This is a genomic window from Devosia sp. (genome assembly GCF_028290625.1).
GTDB lineage: Bacteria > Pseudomonadota > Alphaproteobacteria > Rhizobiales > Devosiaceae > Devosia.
The window spans coordinates 176734-194295 of sequence record NZ_JAQGJM010000027.1 but is presented as its reverse complement, the minus strand read 5'-3'; the positions used below and the strand labels follow the sequence as shown (position 1 = coordinate 194295).

Genomic DNA, 17562 nt, shown 5'->3' with positions numbered 1-17562 from the left:
GGGGAGAAGGCGTCGTTGACTTCTTTTCCAATCGGGATTTGGCGTGTCGACGAAGCCTGGAGTGATCACCGACAGCCTCACGCCATGGCGTGCCAGATCAGGCTGCAGCGCCTCACACAGATTGTTCAGCGCTGCCTTGCTGGCACCGTAGGCGCACTAGCGGCAGGAAGTCGCGCGACCTGACTTGGTCCGATGAAGGAAAGCGGCACCTATGCTGGCGGACCTCCAGCTCGGCTACGCGTCCAGCTCCGCCCCGAGCACCCGCGTTGCCGCTGCGCTAGCTGTGCTATTTCGATGGCTTAGCCTTGCCGGGTTGCTCTTGCTTGGAGCCATCTTGTTTGCGTCCCAAGTCATCGATGTTATCGTCCATCTGCTTGCCGGGTTCTGTTTCGAGCGGTGCTGGTTTCGATTTCGTATCAGTCATGGTGAGCTCCTGTTTGGCACTCCTGACACAAGCCGCAGCGGCCGAGATGGTTCACGGGTTAACGCGCTTTCGCTGCTTATCTTCAAGACGGTTCAATGACGCGCATCAACTGCATTCCACCCAGTGAGCTCTCGGGGCAGCACCTGGTGGCTGAATACCGAGAACTCCCCAGGGTCTTCGCCCTCGTTCGTGCGGCTATCGCACGCAATGAGATGCCCGATGATTCAAGAAACCCGCCCCAATATCTGCTGGGCACGGGGCACGTCCGGTTTTTCTACTGTCGGCTTGGGTTCCTGGCTCGGCGTCAGGCTGCCCTTGTCGCCGAGATGAAGGCGCGCGGCTACCAGCCGCTTTTCGTCGACACAGGCCAGCTGCTCGATGGCTTCCCCGAAGCTTGGTGCCAAGACTGGGAGCCGACCGAGGAGGCGATTGCACTCAACCGTGCTCGCATATCGCTACGATTGGCGAGTAGGGCGAAATCTCAGTAGTTCGTCGTACTGGCGCTGCGAGGAAGCCGGTAGCGTGGGGGCTCTGGTGGGCTCCCTCGCAGCGTGCCGCTGTTACCCGGGTCATTAGGCCTCAGGATGTTTCGATCGCGGCAACAAAAAGCTTTCAGAAGGCAGGGGCCCTCGAGGAACGATAGGTCGATGTTCCGTCATCGCTGGTCGATCGTATCAGGCATCTGGTAGGTTGTGACGGCAAAGCTCGACAGGATCGCCGGACCAAACTGGGTGGACAGCGCAACATCGGTGGCGTCGCGCCCTCTAGCCATCAGGATCCTCCCAATTCGCGGTTCATTGTGGCGAGCGTCTGCCGTATACCAGTGCCCGCCTAGATAGACTTCAAACCATCCGGAGAAATCCATCGGGTCCGGGTTCAATGGCACCCCGATGTCTCCCAGGTACCCGGTGCAGTACCTGGCCGGAATATTCATGCACCGGCAGAACGTCAGTGCCAGATGGGCGAAGTCGCGACATACTCCGGTTCGATCCATGTAAGCCCCGTACGCTGTCCTTGTGCGGTCTGCTTTCTGATAGTCGAACGCAATGTGCTGATGCACGAAATCGAGAACAGCTTGGACGCGCGGCCAACCCAGGGGAGACTGACCGAAGAGATTCCAGGCGATGTTGGTTAGTTTATCGGTCTCGCAGTACCTGGATCCCAGCAGGTAGATCAGGGTGTCATCGGGGAGGTCGCGGATATCGTGCTGCCGAGCATCCAAGGGCACAATGTCAGGCAGGCCAGCGTCATAAACCTCGAACTCCGTGGAGATCGTCAACTGACCTGCCGGGGCGGTTATTCGGGTGCAGACGTTCCCGTAAACATCCAGATATTCCCAGGGCTCTACCTCCGGTGAGAAGCTCAATAACTGCGGAGTGAGTAGGTCTCCGCGGCGCGATGGGTGGATGTTCAGGGTCAGCAACATCGGGGTCGGTTGGGGGCAGTCGTAGGTCAGCGAGAATCCGGCCTTGATCTGCATTATATGGTCGCCTCACACCTTCTTTGCGCATCCAATGTCGTAGGTGCCGGCAGGTTCCGCAGGACGGCGCTATTTGGAGCTGCGTCTCCACTTCTTGGCATCGTCGCGCGGGACGCTGCCGGACACGACGCGGACAGGGAACATCAAGGGGACAAAATCGTCGTCACGCCCGCAGGAGCGCCAATGCGGGGGGCGTAGTGAGGGGCGACTGCTGGCTGGCCTTGAATGTACCCCAGTGGCCGCTAAAGGAAGCTTAGGCCAAAACGTCCGTCCTGGTGCCACACAAGGCGGCAAGGCTGCAGGGTATTGTCCGGAATCAGCATGTAAATCTCCCCATGGAGTGGGGAGGAAGGTCTAAATGCGAGGCCGGCCCCTGCGTCGGAGATATCGGTTATCGCCACCGCCATGCGGTCAAGTCCGTGGCCAGCAACCAGCGTAGCGCTGATTTTCACGGGATGTCTCACTTGCCTGCGGCGGTCGGGTTCCATTCTTCCCTTATAGGATGCCGGTACTTCAAATTGCTCAACGAGGTCGGTAAAATTCTTATCGAACGAATGGAGGAGGCCGCTCGGGCGGTCGAGGGCTTACTTGCCGCGCGGATAGAGCACCCATCGAACAGGCGTCCAGAAACATCCTTGCAGGACGAAGGTGGAACAGGAAGGCTAACAGAAAAAGCAAGCACCAACGGGTCGGTTAGATTCGATAGCGCTTAGATCCAGCCCAGCAGCACACCGACACCGCCGACCGCAAAACTGCCGCCTGCGATTCGGGCGACGAGCCCGTCAAATTTGCCGACCAATTTGGAGCTGCCGCCTGCAGCGCCGATACCGACAACGTGTAGTAATGCTGTGGCGGCAACGAAGCCGGCGGCGTAAAGCACTCCACCAGCGTTCGCGGGCATTTCTGCGCCATGGGCATGACCGTGGAATATGGCGAAGACGCCGACCAGCGCCGCGGCGCCGGCCGTCGACATCGGGCGGCTCAGGGCGGCCGCACCCCCGATGATCACGCTAGATAGCCCAATGGCCAGTTCCACGAACGGCAGTTCGACGCCGCCGGCGCCAAGCAGGAAACCAGCGGTCATCATGCCGACAAAACTCAGCGGCACCACAAAGAGCGCCCGACCGCCCAACACGAAGGCGAACACACCGACCGCCATCATGGCCAGGACATGGTCGATGCCGCCCAGCGGGTGCTCAAAGCCACTCAGCAGCCCGGCCGCATGGCTGATATCGGGATGCGCGAAGGCGGCAGTGGGAACCAGCAAGGCTGCGATGATAATGGGGAGTCTGCGCATGATGCCCTTTCGGGGCGGCTGCCCCAATGGTGGTCGGTGTTGCAAGGACGAAGCCGCAGGAGCTCCCGGCGGCTCGGTAGTGCGGCTATTCAACGGCCCTCGGTGCGTCGGCATAGAAAGTCTCTTCCAGCGCGGGGACGATTCGATGCGCGGTCGCCTGCTCGTAGTCGTAGGCGTAGCCCAGAAGCTCGGCCTCGCTCCACATGGGTCCAATCAGGATCAGCGCGAAGGGCGAGCCGTTGGCGAACTTGCCGGCCGGAACGGTGACGCCGGGCAGTCCGGCAATGTTGATTTCCGACACCGTGGTTGCGGGGTAATCTTCCGTGCCGAAAATGCCCGGTAATTCGGCCGACATCTGCGGGAAGATCAGCACGTCCAGGTTGTGCTGCTTCATCACGCTGTTGAACGTCTTGAGGTAGGCGACCCGCGCCGCAAGGAACTCGCTCAAGTCCGGCGGCAGCGCCGGGTTCTCCAGCGACTTCTTCAGCACCGGCTGAACCAGATGCATGCCAAGCGGACCCTCGGGCGAAAATGGATTGACCTCCAGCAAGGCCGCCAGCGCTGCCAGGCTACTGGCCTTGGCCGACGGGCCCATGCGGCGCAGGAAATTTTCGAAATCATGCGGCATCGATTCCAGGCCGCGCAGATCGAATTCATCACCCGACGCGAGGCTGGAGAAATCGGTGCCGAGGAAAGGGTCCTCGATCAGGATGGCGCCGCGCGCTTTGACTTCGGCGATGGCTGCGGCATAGAGGGTCTGCGCCTCTGCCGACAAGGGTTTGGTGCGCCAGCCGGCGCCATATAATCCAACGCGCGCTCCGTTGAGCGCAGTCCGGCTCAGCTTGCTGGTATAGCCGGCCTCAGGGATCATGCCGATGGAGGCCACCGTCTTGGGGTCTTCGGACGTATAGCCGGCCAGCACATCGAGCAGCAGCGCGGCGTCGGTGACGGTCTTGGCATGCGGACCCACCACATCGCGCGTCGAGCCGGCCAGCGGCGCCACGCCGCTATTGGGAATCAGCGCGAAGGTCGGCTTGACGCTGATCAGGCTCTGCGCCGCGCCCGGGTTCTGGATCGAGCCGCCGGTTTCCTCCGCGAGGCCCACGACGGCGAAGCTGCCCGCAATCGCGGTCGCCGTGCCGCTGGAACTGGCGCCGGGCGCGATAGCGCGATCGACCGCGTTATAGGTGGGGCCGTCCCAACTGGTATTGGCGCGCGTGCCATCCCGGCTGAAGGCGGGAATATTGGTCTTGCCCAGAATAATCGCGCCGGCGGCCTTGAGCCGCGCCACCACGGGCGCATCGCGCTCCGGCATCAGGTCAAACCCGCCGGCCGCGCTCGATAGCGGCGCCCAACCGGCGGTCGAGGGCAGGCCGACGAAATCCATTGCCTCCTTGATCACCACCGGAACGCCGGCCAGCGGGCCCAGCGTCTCGCCGGCAGCACGCCGCGCATCGATTGCCTGGGCATCGGCCAGCGCACCGGGGTTCATGAACGTGAAAGCGTTGTAATAGGGCTCATAACGCTCGATCCGCGCCAGAAATGCCAAGGTCAGCGTTTCCGAAGTGAAGCTGCCATCGGCAAATCCCCGTTGTACGTCGGCGATCGTCAGTTCGACGACGTCGATTTCCGCCGCCTCTACAGTCTGGGCTAGAGCATTCATGGTGTGACCTTTGAAGTGTGCCGCCCCGCGATCCCGTGGGCGAAAGTGAATGCGGCCAGCACCAGGACGGCGCCGGCTGCTTGTTCGGGAATGGCCTAGGCGGCCTCGGCCTGGGCGGACTTGTCGATCAGGCCGAGCAGATATTCGGTGTCCATCACGTCAGCGAAAATCGTGTACATGCTGAGCAGCGTACCCAGATGCTCTTCGTCGCTCAGGGTCGCGTTGGCGTCGCTCATGAAAATGATGTTGTAGCCCATCTGCTGCGCGTCTCGCGCCGTGCTCTCGCAGCAGCAATTGGTCAGGGTGCCGGTGATGATCAGGGTATCGACACCGCGCGCCTTGAGTTGCTCGTCCATGTCGCAAGTGCCCGGAATCATCGCCGAAAAACGCGTCTTGTCGACGACGATGTCGCCGCCCTCGACCTCCATGGACGGATCGACCTCCCAATCGGGCATGCCCGGGCCCATCTTGGCCTGGGCAGCGAGTTGGGTGACGCCCAGGGTCCTGAACCAATGGTCCCAGCTCAGCTTCTCGCTTGGGTCGTAGGTGTAACGCGTGAACACATTGACCCCGCCGCCCTGGCGGACGGCCCGGGAGATGGTGTTGATGGTGTCGCTGATCTGTCGCGTCATCGGCACCTCGATCGGCGCACCTTCCGCCACGAAGCCGACCTGCATGTCGACAATGACATGAGCGGTCTTGCTCATGTCGATGTGATCGAAAATATGGTCCCGCCCACGCACGGCGCGGACGCGGTCGATAATGTGCTGGGGAATGGAAACCTGGTGCATGGCAAATTCCTTGGGTTGGCGTGGCTACGAGAGCAGGGAAGGGTGGTGGCTGTGCCAGCTGGTGACGGCCTGGAAGGCATGGCCGGCCTTGAACAGCAGCGCCTCATCGAGATGGCGACCGACAAGCTGGAACCCCATCGGCACGCCGCGCGTATCGAACCCGCCATTCAGCGATAGGGTTGGTTGCCCTGTCATATCGAAGACGGCGGTGAAGCGGACCACGTCGCCGACTTTGCTGGCGCTGTCGGTGCCGCTCCATTTTGTGGCCTCGTCGACCGTTCCAGGGATGCCCGGCACCAGCAGGACGTCACAATCGAGCATGGCGCGGGCAACGGCGCCGTTGAGCTTGAGGCGGTATTGCAGCGCGGCGGCGACTTCGACGCCTGAAAGCGAGCGGCCGTGCTCGATGATGCCGCGCAATACCGGGCCGTACTCGTCGGCGCGGCTGGGAAAGGTCGGCATATGGGCGACCGCGCATTCGGCGGCGCAGATCTGCATCCAGTAGTCGCCAAGGCCGGCCAGCGAGGGGAATTTTACCGGCACCAGCCCGGCGCCAAGGGCTTGGAAGGTGGCGATGGTATCGCGCATCATGCCCGCGACCTGCGGGTCGACATCTCCGAAGATGTAGTTTTCGTCGATGCCGATGCGCAGGCCGGCGATCGAGCCACCAAGGGCCGCCAGGTAATCGGGAACGGGATCGTTTAGGCTGGTCGGGTCGCGCGGATCATGGCCAGCGATGACGGCGAGCATGGCTGCGGCGTCGGCGACCGAGCGGGTCATCGGGCCAACATGGTCCAGCGAGTCGGCCAAGGCCCAGACGCCGGCCCGGCTCACGCGTCCCCAGGTCGCCTTGACCCCGACAAGGCCATTGGCGGTCGATGGCAGGCGGATCGAGCCACCTGTATCCGAGCCCAGCGCGCCGTAGCAGAGGCCGGCGGCGGTGGCCACGCCGGAGCCGGACGAGGATGCCCCGGTCCAGGCCTCGGCCAGCCATGGGTTGACCGGGGTCTTCATCTTGGGATGATGGCCGGACATGGCGCCCTCGGTCATCGACAGCTTGCCCAGGATCACCGCGCCTGCGCCTTGCAGCCGCTCGATCACCGTGGCGTTGGCGGCGGCCATGTGATCCTTGTGGATGAACATGCCGGCGCTGGTCGGCCCGAACGTGGTGTCGCACAGATCCTTGACGGCGATCGGCACGCCATGCAGCGGACCTCGCCAGATGCCGGCCTGCAATTCCTGCTCCGCCCGCTTGGCAGCGGCACGAGCATGCTCCGGCAACACCGTGGTGTAGCTCTTGAGCTCGCCGTCGATCGCCTCGATCCGCGCCAGCATGGCCTCGGTCACTTCAACCGGACTGACGGCGCCCGACCGGATCAAATCCGATACCGCGGTCAGGCTGAGATAATGCAGGTCATCGGCCGTTCCCAACGCAGCTGGCGCCCTGGCATCCATCAGAATCTCCCGATTAACGTTCAATTCAGATAGTCAAATATGAAAATATCGAAATAGCAAGCATATTATTGGAAGTGGTATATGCATACAAAATAGGCAGGTTGTGCGGTAGATGAAAATTGCATCAAGCGTTTGACATGGTGGAAACCGCGTTGCAGTGTATCGAGGCGGAAACACAAATTATTGCCCAGGCAATTGTTTTCCACGTGTCCTGCCTATCGATCGACGGGGTCATCGGATCCCGTGAAGCGGGGCTCATCTGGAAGGGGCGGACGATGAAGGTTGGATTGTTGCATGCGAGAAGCGGCGTCGCCGGCATGTGGGCCCCCTCGATGGACGCCGCGGCCTTGGTCGGTGCTGCCGAAATCAATGCGGCCGGCGGCATCCTTGGTGAGGAGATCGAACTGGTGTTCGGCGACTGCGGCTTTTCCGTTCGCGAGTCATTGGACGCAGTCGATACCCTGATCGACATCGATGGCGTCGACGCCATTATCGGCGGCCATGCGAGCAACGTGCGCGACGCAGTCAGCCGCCGCGTGGCCAGCAAGGTGCCCTACATCTACACGCCCCAATACGAGGGAATTGCCTGTGGCCCTTCCACCGTCGCGATCGGCAGTACCGACCATGAATTGATGGCACCGGCGCTGCAATGGCTGCGCAGCGAGAAGCAGGCCGAGCGCTTTTTCTTCGTTGGCAACGACTATATCTGGCCCCGGATGGCTTTGACCACGACGCGGCGGCTGATGCGGGAGCAGGGCACGCATCTGGTGGGACAGGCTATCGTGCCGATCAAGGTTGCCGATTATTCCGAACTGCTGAAGCAGATTGCCCAAAGCGGTGCGCAGGTGGTTATCCAGGCGCTGATCGGCCTGAGCTCCGTCGAGTTCAACCGCGCTTTCGCCGCGGCGGGGCTTGATCAGAAAATGCTCCGCTTCGGGTTGATCGTCGACGAGACGGTGATCTGCGGCATCGGCTCGGATGCATCGGCCAATCTCTTTACCGCCGCCAGCTATTTCGCCGATCATCATTCGCGCTCCAACGACCACTTCCTCGAACGCTATCACGATGCGTTCGGGGCGCTGGCGCCGCCAGTTTCGGCCGGCAGTGTCGGATATTACGAAGGATTGCACGTACTGGCGGGACTGGCTCGGGATCTGCAAACCCGCAACAGCCGCGCGCTGGCGCATCACCTGCATCGCCCGATGCCGCGCCCAACGGCCCGCCATATGCTCGACGACAAGCCGGTCGGCCAGTGGCCATTGGTTTATATGGGGCGCGCGGACGGCGTGACGCTCCAGGTGGTTGCCTCGCTGACGCATTAATCTCATCCCCAGCGTCGCAATTAATTGAAAATGAAATATTGTCAGTATCTAGTCGTGGTGCTATCTCGTGCTACGAATCGCATCGTCGATTCCGCCGGGGAGCAAATTCGACGCCTGGACGGTAACAGCCGGCAGGGATGTCGTTTTTGAATTTCGGAATTGGCTGTCGGGCGATTTGGTAGAAACTGGAACTAACAAGAAACAAAGGAGGAGGGCGCTATGGCCGCGATGCGCATGAAGGATCAGCTAGCCTATATGATTGCCAGCGTGAACCGTCAGCTCGAGAACGAGCTGGAGGAGCGCCTGCGCCCAGGTGGCGTGCCGATCGAGCAGTTCCGCATTCTCGAAGTGCTGGATGCCAGCGAACCCTGCGCCATGGGGGAGATCGCCGGCCAGTCGCTGATCGAGCCGCCGACGCTGACCAAGATCATCGACAAGATGGTCGCTGATGGCTTGGTCTATCGTGCGCCCGATCCGCATGATCGCCGGCGCGTGCTCATCCTTACGGCTCCGGCAGGCAAGACCCTGTTCAAGCGCCTGCGCGGCGTCTCCAGCGCCCAGGAGCAGCGCATCGTCGAACTGCTCGAATCGGACGGTGCGGCCGAACTGCGCAACCTGCTGCGCGAACTAATCCAGTAGGCCGCTAGCTTGCCGTCAAGCTCAAGCGCCTGTCCCCGCGGACCGGCGCTTTTGGCGTTGCACAAAAAGGCACCCGACACCTGGTGCCGAGTGCGAGGAAGCCGGCGGTCATTACCCGCCGGCGGTCGGGAGACCGGGCCTCAGAACCCGGGCGGGCGGCGGGTGTGCCAGTCGGTGGCCTGTTGAAAGGCATGTGCCACCTTGAGCAGCATTGCCTCCGAACCATGCTTGCCGACGAGCTGGAATGCGACTGGCCGTCCATCTTCGGTATAGCCGCAGGGCAGCGTCACGGTGGGATTTCCGGTGGCGTTGATCGGCGAGGTGAACTTGCCGATATTGTCGAAGCTCTCGGCCACGGAGGCGCGCACTTCGCTCCAGGTGGGCGTGCCCAGGCGGAAGACCGGCATGACGAACACATCGATGTCCTGGAACATCGCCATCATGGCGCCGCGGAATTTATAGCGTTCGATGATGCCCTTGCCGATATCGAGCGCGGTGGCGTTGCGGCCGCTATCGATCATCGCGGCGAGCCCCGGACCATACATGTCCTTGCGCGATGGATAGGTCTTGTCGTGATGCGCCGCGGTTTCGGCCATGGTCATGGCCATATTGTTCTCGAGCAGTGCATCGACCGAGGGAAACTTGACCGGCTTGGTGGTGGCGCCGATCTCGACCAGCATGTCGACGGCGTCCTTGAAAAAGCCGATCGTTACCGGATCGGCATCGGTCGCGACGAAATCCCAATCCAGCCCTATCTTGGTGCCGCGGGCGCCATAGATGCCGTCGAGTTCGTCGAGATAGTTCGGGATCGGTGCCGTCAGGGTCGTGCTGTCCTTGGCATCCCAGCCGGCCAGGGTCTGCAACATCACCGCGGCATCCGCCGCCGAACGGGCCATCGGCCCCAGATGGTCGTAGGTCGCGGCGAGGTCGAAAATGCCGAAGCGGCTGATCAGCCCCCAGGTTGGCTTGACGCCGGTCAGCCCGTTGCAGGCTGAGGGAAAGCGGATCGAGCCGCCGGTGTCCGAACCGATCGTCGCATAGGCCATGCCGGCCGCCGCCGACACGCCGGAGCCGGATGAGGAGACCCCGGTCCAGAGGTCCGATTTCCACGGATTGACCGGCTCGGGCATATCTGGATGGTGCTCGAGGGTGGCGCCTTCCGTCATGTGCAGCTTGCCGAGCAGCACCGAGCCAGCATCGGCCAGCTTGGCGACCACGGTTGCATCATGGTCGGGCTTGAAATCGGCATAGATAGTCATGCCGCCCGTCGTGGTGATGCCCTTGGTAAAGCAGAGATCCTTCACGGCAATGGGAATGCCGTGCATTGGCCCGCGATAGATGCCCTTGGCAAGCTCGCTGTCGGCCTTCTTGGCCTGCTCGATCGCCAGATCCGAGGTGATGGTGGTGTAGGCCTTGAGGCCCTGATCGTAGGTTTCGATGCGCGACAGGATCGCCTCGGTCACCTCGAGCGAGGAGATATCGCGGTTCTCGATATGCTTGGCGACCGTGGTCAGCGATTGATAATGGATGTCGTCGAGAGACATGAACTCGTGCTCCGTTGTAAAAATCAGGAAATCGGGGGCCGACGCAAATGCCAGTCGGTGGCCTGCTGATAGGCATGGGCGGCCTTAAGCAGATTGGCCTCGCTCAGATGCGGCCCGATCAGCTGCACGCCGAGCGGCATGCCGACCGAAGCCATGCCGCAGGACATGGTGATGCTCGGGCTACCGGCGACATTGTAGGGCGAGGTGAAGCCGAGAAAGTTCTGCAGATCGCCGAGATGCTCGTCCATCTTGTCGTAGAGTGCGCCGACCACCGGATAGACCGGCGAGATCAGCGCATCGATGCCGTTGAACATCCGCGCGATTTCACCCTTGAAGCGATCCTGGGTGATGTAGGCCCTGGCCAGCGTCATGGAATCATAGGCCAGGCCACGCTCCATCGCTGCTGCCAGTTGCGGTCCGAACAATGACTTGTCGGCTTGGTAGACCGGCTTGTGGAAATAGACGCTTTCGGTGTCGGTGATGACCATTTGCGCCATGGTCGCCTCGCGGCGCTCCGGCACTTTGACCGGCACAATGAGTGCGCCCAGCGCCTCGAACACCGCGATGACGCCTTTGATCGCCGCCACGGTTTCGCTATCGACGCCGGTTTCTAGATAGGCCTCGTCGACGCCGAGACGAAAGCCGCGGGCGCCGAGAACACCATCGAGCGCCGCCAGATAATCGGGCACCGGGGCGGAAAGGCTCGTCGGGTCCATCGGGTCGGAGCCGGCGAAGGCGCTGAACATCGCCGCGGCGTCCGCTGCATTGCGCGTCATCGGCCCGATGGTGTCGAGCGAGTCGGCCAGCGGAAATACGCCATAGCGGCTGGTGCGGCCCCAGGTGGGCTTGAGCCCGGTGACGCCATTGGCGGCCGACGGGAAGCGGATCGAGCCGCCGGTATCGGTGCCGAGGCTGCCGAAGCAGAGGCCGGCAGCCGTCGCCGCCCCCGAGCCTGAGGACGAACCGCCGGGCCAATAATCCTTGTTCCAGGGATTGATGCAGCGCCCCAGCGCCGGATGGTGCTCGCCAAACGCACCCTCATGCAGGTGCAGCCGGCCGAGAATGATGGCGCCAGCCATCTTGAGCCGGTGCACGATAGTCGCGTCCTTGTCGGCGACGAAATCCTTGTAGGCGAGCGAACCAAAGGTCGAGGCCACGCCCCTGGTGTGGAACAGGTCCTTGATGGCAATCGGGACGCCGTGCAGTGGTCCGCGATAGCGGCCGGATTCGATTTCCGCTTTGGCAGTCTCGGCCTCGGCAAGCGCGGTTTCGCCGGTCACCGAGAGATAGGAATTGAGCGCCGGATCGACCGTGGCGATGCGGTCGAGCATCATCTGCGTCAGCGCTACCGGTGACAGGTCGCCAGTCTTGATCAGGCCGGCGACGTCGACCAGGGAGGCGTAGTGCAGGTCTTCGTCGGGCAAATTGTAGAGCATCTCACGCTGCCTTGGCCTGGAGGGCAAATTGCGGCCGCTGCTGGGTGACGCCGGCAACGGCCTCGTAGGCGGCTCCGATCCGCAATACGGTCACCTCGTCGAACGGCCGCCCGACGATCTGTACGCTCAGGGGCAATCCGTTGCTGGCAAAGCCGATCGGCAGGGCCAGGGCCGGATTGCCGGTGACGTTGAACGGGCCGGTGAGCATGCCGCCCCAGCGCCCGGCATCAGGCCCGAAGTCCGAGAACGGCGCGGCGGTACCGAGCGCATTGGGGGCCAATAGCGCATCAAAAGTGCCGAGCAATCCCTGGTTGACCGCTGCCGTCAGTTCGCGCCGCAGCCGCTGCGCCTGCACATAATCGGCCGCCGACAGGACGGCGCCCGAGATCAGGTGCTGATAGGCATAGCGCCCATAGGCATGCGGCCGCGTCTTGATGTCGGTTTCGTGGATGGCATAGGCCTCCCCGAACATGATCACGCGGCAGGCGGCATCGAACTGCTCGAAGGGGGGCATGTCGACTTCCTCGACCAAGGCCCCGAGCGCCGCCATCTGCTGGGCCGCAGCATCGAGCGCCTGGGTCGCTTCTGGATCGAGGAAGGGGTTTTCGAGATAGAATTTGCGGGTGTAGCCAATTCTGAGCCCGGCTAGATCCTGCCCCAGCGATGCGGTGAAATCTGGCACCGGGACCTTGGCCGAAGCGGGGTCGAGCGGGTCGTAGCCGGAGATGACCTGCATGGTCAGTGCGCTGTCCTCGACGCTCCAGGACAGTGGCCCGCAGTGATCGAGCGAATAGGCGAGAGGTAAAACGCCGCGCCGCGAAACGCGGCCGTAGGTCGGCTTGAGCCCGACCGTGCCGCAAAATGCGGCCGGCCCGCGGATCGAGCCGCCGGTGTCGGAACCCATCGTCATCCGCATCATCCCTGCGGCGACCGCAGCGGCCGAACCCGACGACGAGCCGCCGGTAAAATGATCGAGATTCCATGGGTTGCGCGCTGGTGGGAACGGCAGGTCGAAGCTGGGTCCGCCAATGGCGAATTCAAAGGTTCCCACCTTGCCGAGCAGCACGCCGCCGCCCTCTGCCAGCTTTGCCGCCACAACACTGTCTTCTGAGGGCACGTTGTCGCGCAGCAGGTTCGAATGCGCCGTCGTGCGGATCCCGGCCGTGCCATAGATGTCCTTGAGCGCATAGGGAATGCCCTGCATGGGTCCTTTGTCCACGCCGCTGGCAAACGCGGCATCCGCCTTGCTGGCATCGGCCAGCGCCCGCTCCGTCGTCAGCAGCACGAAGGCATGCACCTCGGGATCCACTTCGGCGATCTGGGTCAGCGCAGCCTCTGTCAAAGCCAACGCGGTCACCTCGCCGGCGCGCAGCGCCTTGCCGGCCTCGGCAATGGATAAATGGTTGAGGGGGCGGGAAATGCTCATCGCTTAATCCTTGCTGGCGAGGGTGAAGGTGTTGGAGGGCTCGGCGGCGACGGTGCGGGGTTGGCGCAACCAATGCACCACCGCCAGCAGGCGTTGCGCGCTGGCATAGGTGCCTGCCGCCCGATCGGCGGGCGGCACGATGCCGGCATTGCGCAAGCGCTGTTCGATCTCGCTGGTATCGGGGAGGGGGCTGGGCTGGCTCATTGGCGAACATCCTTGGGGGAACCAAGGTCGTTATAGTGCATTATTTGATATTTGAAAACGATAATATAGAATGGCAAAATATTAGCCGAGTTGCTCAATTTTTGCGCGAATTGGCTAGGACTTTGCGGCTATCATATTGCCTACAAAGCATGTTTTTGGAGCCGTATTGGCGTGCATAGCTCCAATGCGAAACCAAAATCCTTTTATATTGAACATTTTAGCAATCGTGTCGTCTCGAGGTGGGGCGTAGGGGCGAAAGCTGGCATGGCCTTTGCAACGTGGTTTGCCAGCGCCTTTCCCCGGCGCGTCCGCTTGCAGGAGAAAAGCACGATGAAATCTTCAAGAATGCCAGGCGTGTTCAAGGCCGCAGCGTTTGCTGCACTTGCCAGCGCCGGCTTTGCCGGATCCGCCTTCGCGGAGTCCGTTCTGCGCGTAGCCATGACCGCCGCCGATATTCCAGATTTCACCGGGGCGCCCGACCAGGGCTATGAAGGTTACCGCTTCGCCGGATACACGCTTTATGACGGCTTGGCGCTGTGGGACTTATCCAGCTCGGACAAGGCCGCCGACATCATGCCCGGTCTTGCCACCAGCTGGGAGATCGATCCAGCCAATAACAAGCGCTGGATCTATCACCTGCGCGAAGGGGTCAAATATCACGATGGCTGCGACTGGAACGCCGATTCGGCGATCTGGAACTTCGCCCGCGTGATGGATCCGACAGCGCCGCAGTTCAATCCGCGCCATGTCGGCGGCATGGGCACCTATACGGCTCAGATCGAGAGCATCGACAAGGTCGACGACTACACCATCGCCATCAATACGAAGGCGCCGAGCTCGCTGTTTCCCTACGAAATGGCGATGTATTATATGATCTCGGACTGCGCAGTGACCGCTGCCGGCAACGACTACGTCAAGTACGGCGCCCATCCTTCGGGCACCGGCCCCTATATGTTCGACAGCGTGACGCCGCATGAGCGGCTCGAACTGGTCAAGAACCCGAATTACTGGAATCCGGACCGGATTCCGAAGCATGATCGTCTCGTGCTGTTGCCGATGCCGGAAGCCTCGACCCGCGCCGCCGCGCTGCTCTCGGGTCAGGTCGATTTTGTCGAAGCACCATCGCCCGATACCATTCCGCGCCTCAAGAGTGCCGGCATGCAGATCATCACCGTGCCCTATCCGCATAACTGGGACTACATGTTCCGCATGGACGTGCCCCCGTTCAATGATCTGCGCGTCCGCCAGGCGGCGAACTATGCGGTGAACCGGCAGGATATGGTCGATATGCTGCAAGGCGTTGCCACCGCAGCGGACCAAACGCTGATCCCGTCACAGAAATGGTACGGTAACCCGGTCAAATACGAATACGATCCGGAGAAGGCCAAGGCACTGCTGACCGAAGCCGGCTGCATACCCTGCGTCATCAAGGTTGGCATATCGACGTCCGGGTCCGGCCAGATGCAGCCCTTGCCGATGAACGAACTGGTCAAGGAACAGTTGGACGAGGCCGGCTTCCAGGTCGAGCTGATCCCGATGGATTGGAACGCGTTGATCGGCGTCTTCCTCGCCGGCGCCGATGGCACCGAATACAACGCCATCAACTTCTCGATGGCCCCGATCGATGCCGTGCAGGGCGTGCTCAAGAAATGGATGAGCGGCAATGCGTCCCCGAACTGCTGCAACTGGGGCGTCTACAACAATCCCGAAGTTGATGCCCTCGGTGAACAGGCGATCGCAGAGTTCGATCCGGTCAAGCGCGACGCGCTGCTGACCAAGATGAACGAGACCGTCGTGGCCGATGCCTCCGAGCTCTACATCGTGCACGACCTCAATCCGCGCGCCCTCTCGCCCAAGCTCTCGGGCTTCGTGCAGGCGCAGAGCTGGTTCCAGGACCTCACTCCGATCGTGGTTGCACCATAACCGATCGGCATGACAGCCGCGGACGCTTTGGCGCCCGCGGCTTCTAAGGGAAGATTGCAGCAAACCGACTTATTGGAGACATGAGATGTGGCTCTACGCGCTCCGGCGCCTCGTCCTGACCCTGCCGATCCTGTTTGGGGTCACGGTCATCTGCTTCGCCCTGGTCCAGATCGCCCCCGGCGATCCCATCCAGAACCTCTTGTCCCCCACCGCCTCGCAGGAAGACGCCGATCGTCTGCGCGCCGCCTACGGCCTCGATCAGCCGCTGCCGATCCAATATTTCATCTGGATCGCCAAGGTGCTGCGCGGCGACCTGGGCATGTCTATCGCTAATAATGCTCCCGTCGCCACCGAGGTGTTCCGCGCTTTCGGTAACACCATCACCATCGCCTTGATCTCCGTGGCGCTGGCCTTCGTGCTGTCGATGATCCTCGGTGTCATCGCCGCCTATCGCTCCGGCAGCATCGTCGACAAGCTGATCACCGCCGTCGCTGTGTTCGGCATCTCGGTGCCGACCTTCTGGCTCGGCGTGGTGCTGGTTATCGTCTTCGCGGTCAACATGTTCTGGCTTCCGGCCACAGGCATGGGCGCTAGTGGCTCGGAAACCTTCAACTACTTCAATTGGGAAGATTTCAAGTTCGCCATCATGCCCATCATTGCGCTGGCACTGCCACCGCTCGGCATCATGACGCGAACGACACGCGCCTCGCTCGCCGAAATCCTCAATCAGGATTTCGTGCAAACCTTGCGGGCCAAAGGGCTCAGCGAAACGGCCGTGATGTTCCATGCGGTGCGCAACATCATGCCGCAAGCGGTCGCCATGCTGGGCCTGCAGCTTGGCTACCTGATCGGCGGTTCGGTGCTGGTGGAAACCGTCTTCACCTGGCCGGGCACCGGGTTCCTCCTCAACAAGGCGATCCTGACCCGCGATATCCCGTTGCTGCAGGGCACCATCCTCGTGCTCGCCACCGTCTTCGTCCTTATCAACCTCGTCGTCGATCTTGCCCAGTCGGTGATCGATCCCCGTATCAAACGCGCCTGACGGAGGCTAGTCCATGTCCGATATCCCAGCCAATCTGATCCCGATCCCCGCCACACAAGCCGCTCCGTCCCAACGCGTGCGCAGCTATTGGGGGAGCGTCTGGAACCGCCTGCGTTATGATTACGTCACCTTGTTCTGCCTGGCCCTGATCATCCTGATCGTGCTCTCGGCGGTGTTTGCGCCCTGGCTCGCGCCGATGGATCCGGACAAATCCAGCATGGCCAACCGCCTGCGCCCGATCTTCCATCCCAAATACTTTCTCGGCACTGACGAGCAGGGCCGCGATCTCCTCAGCCGCATGCTTTATGGCGGCCGCGTTTCGCTGCTGATGGGTATTATGCCCGTCGTCCTCGCCACCACCATCGGCGGCTTGTTCGGCGTCGTCGCCGGCTATTACGGCGGCAAGGTCAATATGGTGATCATGCGTACCATGGACGTGTTCTTCGCCTTCCCATCGGTTCTGCTGGCTGTGGCCATCTCTGGCAGCCTGGGCGGCGGCATCACCAACCAGATGCTGACCCTGACCGTGGTGCTGATCCCGCCGCTTTGCCGCGTCGCCGAAACCGCTACCAGCCAGGTCCGCACTATGGACTTCGTCGATGCCGCCCGCGCCAGTGGCGCCTCCACGGCATCGATTATCAGTACACATGTGCTGATCAACATTCTCTCGCCCGTCCTGGTCTATGCCTCCACGCTGGTCTCGGTCTCCATCATTCTTGCCTCCGGCCTGTCCTTCCTCGGCCTCGGCGTCTCCCCGCCGACCGCCGACTGGGGCCTGATGCTCTCGACCCTGCGGCAGTCGATCTATGTCGAGCCGCTGGTAACGGCCGTCCCCGGCGTCGCCATTCTCATCACCTCCATTGCCTTCAACCTGGTGAGCGATGGCTTACGCCAGGCCATGGACGTCAAGGCTTGA

17 protein-coding genes and 1 pseudogene are annotated in these 17562 nt (G+C 62.1%); 6 read left to right on the top strand and 12 right to left on the bottom strand.

What is annotated here, in order from left to right; all coding sequences use genetic code 11:
* Nucleotides 1-42: 42 nt before the first annotated feature.
* Both JWR51_RS15235 and JWR51_RS15230 read right to left on the bottom strand, forming a co-directional pair.
* Nucleotides 43-153: pseudogene (locus JWR51_RS15235) on the bottom strand (SDR family NAD(P)-dependent oxidoreductase); the annotation flags it as partial.
* Between the two features lie 133 nt (nt 154-286).
* Nucleotides 287-424 (bottom strand): hypothetical protein, encoded by a 138-nt coding sequence (locus JWR51_RS15230; RefSeq protein ID WP_299749128.1) that lies wholly within the window; start codon nt 422-424, stop codon nt 287-289.
* Between the two features lie 95 nt (nt 425-519).
* On the opposite strand from JWR51_RS15230, the gene JWR51_RS15225 reads away from it, so the two are divergent.
* Nucleotides 520-912, top strand: coding sequence for a pyrimidine dimer DNA glycosylase/endonuclease V (locus tag JWR51_RS15225; RefSeq protein WP_299749125.1), 393 nt, complete (start codon nt 520-522; stop codon nt 910-912).
* A 167-nt stretch (nt 913-1079) separates the two neighbouring features.
* On the opposite strand, the gene JWR51_RS15220 is transcribed toward JWR51_RS15225, so the two are convergent.
* The 6 genes from JWR51_RS15220 to JWR51_RS15200 all read right to left on the bottom strand — a co-directional run bounded on the left by JWR51_RS15220 (nt 1080) and on the right by JWR51_RS15200 (nt 7110).
* Complete coding sequence (locus JWR51_RS15220; RefSeq protein ID WP_299749124.1) at nt 1080-1904, bottom strand: transglutaminase family protein; 825 nt, start codon at nt 1902-1904, stop codon at nt 1080-1082.
* 242 nt (nt 1905-2146) lie between these two features.
* Nucleotides 2147-2392, bottom strand: coding sequence for a PilZ domain-containing protein (locus JWR51_RS24055; protein WP_366525599.1), 246 nt, complete (start codon nt 2390-2392; stop codon nt 2147-2149).
* Nucleotides 2393-2613: 221 nt separating this feature from the next.
* Nucleotides 2614-3201 (bottom strand): HupE/UreJ family protein, encoded by a 588-nt coding sequence (locus JWR51_RS15215; RefSeq protein ID WP_299749121.1) that lies wholly within the window; start codon nt 3199-3201, stop codon nt 2614-2616.
* Between the two features lie 85 nt (nt 3202-3286).
* Nucleotides 3287-4864: an amidase gene (locus JWR51_RS15210; RefSeq protein ID WP_299749120.1), complete on the bottom strand. Its 1578-nt coding sequence runs from the start codon at nt 4862-4864 to the stop codon at nt 3287-3289.
* 95 nt (nt 4865-4959) lie between these two features.
* Nucleotides 4960-5655, bottom strand: a complete 696-nt coding sequence (locus tag JWR51_RS15205; protein ID WP_299749117.1) for a cysteine hydrolase — start codon at nt 5653-5655, stop codon at nt 4960-4962.
* Nucleotides 5656-5679: 24 nt separating this feature from the next.
* Nucleotides 5680-7110, bottom strand: coding sequence for an amidase (locus JWR51_RS15200; RefSeq protein ID WP_299749114.1), 1431 nt, complete (start codon nt 7108-7110; stop codon nt 5680-5682).
* A 275-nt stretch (nt 7111-7385) separates the two neighbouring features.
* Between JWR51_RS15200 and JWR51_RS15195 the strand changes: the two genes are divergently transcribed.
* Together JWR51_RS15195 and JWR51_RS15190 are read left to right on the top strand one after the other, a co-directional pair.
* On the top strand, nt 7386-8432 hold the full coding sequence (locus JWR51_RS15195; protein ID WP_299749111.1) for a substrate-binding domain-containing protein: 1047 nt from the start codon (nt 7386-7388) through the stop codon (nt 8430-8432).
* Between the two features lie 219 nt (nt 8433-8651).
* Nucleotides 8652-9071 (top strand): MarR family transcriptional regulator, encoded by a 420-nt coding sequence (locus tag JWR51_RS15190; protein WP_299749108.1) that lies wholly within the window; start codon nt 8652-8654, stop codon nt 9069-9071.
* 140 nt (nt 9072-9211) lie between these two features.
* On the opposite strand, the gene JWR51_RS15185 is transcribed toward JWR51_RS15190, so the two are convergent.
* Genes JWR51_RS15185 through JWR51_RS15170 form a run of 4 tightly spaced genes read right to left on the bottom strand, consistent with a single transcriptional unit; the run spans nt 9212 to nt 13681 of the window.
* Nucleotides 9212-10615 (bottom strand): amidase, encoded by a 1404-nt coding sequence (locus JWR51_RS15185; protein WP_299749105.1) that lies wholly within the window; start codon nt 10613-10615, stop codon nt 9212-9214.
* 23 nt (nt 10616-10638) lie between these two features.
* On the bottom strand, nt 10639-12051 hold the full coding sequence (locus JWR51_RS15180) for an amidase (RefSeq protein WP_299749102.1): 1413 nt from the start codon (nt 12049-12051) through the stop codon (nt 10639-10641).
* 1 nt (nt 12052) lies between these two features.
* Nucleotides 12053-13477: an amidase gene (locus JWR51_RS15175; protein WP_299749099.1), complete on the bottom strand. Its 1425-nt coding sequence runs from the start codon at nt 13475-13477 to the stop codon at nt 12053-12055.
* Between the two features lie 3 nt (nt 13478-13480).
* Nucleotides 13481-13681 (bottom strand): hypothetical protein, encoded by a 201-nt coding sequence (locus tag JWR51_RS15170; protein WP_299749096.1) that lies wholly within the window; start codon nt 13679-13681, stop codon nt 13481-13483.
* Between the two features lie 330 nt (nt 13682-14011).
* Between JWR51_RS15170 and JWR51_RS15165 the strand changes: the two genes are divergently transcribed.
* The 3 genes from JWR51_RS15165 (at nt 14012) to JWR51_RS15155 (ending at nt 17562) form a co-directional block, all read left to right on the top strand.
* On the top strand, nt 14012-15604 hold the full coding sequence (locus JWR51_RS15165) for an ABC transporter substrate-binding protein (RefSeq protein ID WP_299749093.1): 1593 nt from the start codon (nt 14012-14014) through the stop codon (nt 15602-15604).
* 85 nt (nt 15605-15689) lie between these two features.
* Entirely contained in the window at nt 15690-16646 is a 957-nt protein-coding gene (locus tag JWR51_RS15160; protein WP_299749091.1) for an ABC transporter permease, read from the top strand.
* A gap of 13 nt (nt 16647-16659) precedes the next feature.
* Complete coding sequence (locus tag JWR51_RS15155; protein ID WP_299749088.1) at nt 16660-17562, top strand: ABC transporter permease; 903 nt, start codon at nt 16660-16662, stop codon at nt 17560-17562.

Excerpts from the sequence above, each read along its gene's own strand:
- JWR51_RS15180 (WP_299749102.1), bottom strand. The coding sequence starts at position 12,051 with ATGCTCTACAATTTGCCCGACGAAGACCTGCACTACGCCTCCCTGGTC.
- JWR51_RS15220 (WP_299749124.1), bottom strand. The coding sequence starts at position 1,904 with ATGCAGATCAAGGCCGGATTCTCGCTGACCTACGACTGCCCCCAACCG.
- JWR51_RS15225 (WP_299749125.1), top strand. The coding sequence starts at position 520 with ATGACGCGCATCAACTGCATTCCACCCAGTGAGCTCTCGGGGCAGCAC.
- JWR51_RS15155 (WP_299749088.1), top strand. The coding sequence starts at position 16,660 with ATGTCCGATATCCCAGCCAATCTGATCCCGATCCCCGCCACACAAGCC.
- JWR51_RS15200 (WP_299749114.1), bottom strand. The coding sequence starts at position 7,110 with ATGGATGCCAGGGCGCCAGCTGCGTTGGGAACGGCCGATGACCTGCAT.
- JWR51_RS15185 (WP_299749105.1), bottom strand. The coding sequence starts at position 10,615 with ATGTCTCTCGACGACATCCATTATCAATCGCTGACCACGGTCGCCAAG.
- JWR51_RS15230 (WP_299749128.1), bottom strand. The coding sequence starts at position 424 with ATGACTGATACGAAATCGAAACCAGCACCGCTCGAAACAGAACCCGGC.
- JWR51_RS15175 (WP_299749099.1), bottom strand. The coding sequence starts at position 13,477 with ATGAGCATTTCCCGCCCCCTCAACCATTTATCCATTGCCGAGGCCGGC.
- JWR51_RS15210 (WP_299749120.1), bottom strand. The coding sequence starts at position 4,864 with ATGAATGCTCTAGCCCAGACTGTAGAGGCGGCGGAAATCGACGTCGTC.
- JWR51_RS15170 (WP_299749096.1), bottom strand. The coding sequence starts at position 13,681 with ATGAGCCAGCCCAGCCCCCTCCCCGATACCAGCGAGATCGAACAGCGC.
- JWR51_RS15215 (WP_299749121.1), bottom strand. The coding sequence starts at position 3,201 with ATGCGCAGACTCCCCATTATCATCGCAGCCTTGCTGGTTCCCACTGCC.
- JWR51_RS15195 (WP_299749111.1), top strand. The coding sequence starts at position 7,386 with ATGAAGGTTGGATTGTTGCATGCGAGAAGCGGCGTCGCCGGCATGTGG.
- JWR51_RS15205 (WP_299749117.1), bottom strand. The coding sequence starts at position 5,655 with ATGCACCAGGTTTCCATTCCCCAGCACATTATCGACCGCGTCCGCGCC.
- JWR51_RS15190 (WP_299749108.1), top strand. The coding sequence starts at position 8,652 with ATGGCCGCGATGCGCATGAAGGATCAGCTAGCCTATATGATTGCCAGC.
- JWR51_RS24055 (WP_366525599.1), bottom strand. The coding sequence starts at position 2,392 with ATGGAACCCGACCGCCGCAGGCAAGTGAGACATCCCGTGAAAATCAGC.
- JWR51_RS15160 (WP_299749091.1), top strand. The coding sequence starts at position 15,690 with ATGTGGCTCTACGCGCTCCGGCGCCTCGTCCTGACCCTGCCGATCCTG.
- JWR51_RS15165 (WP_299749093.1), top strand. The coding sequence starts at position 14,012 with ATGAAATCTTCAAGAATGCCAGGCGTGTTCAAGGCCGCAGCGTTTGCT.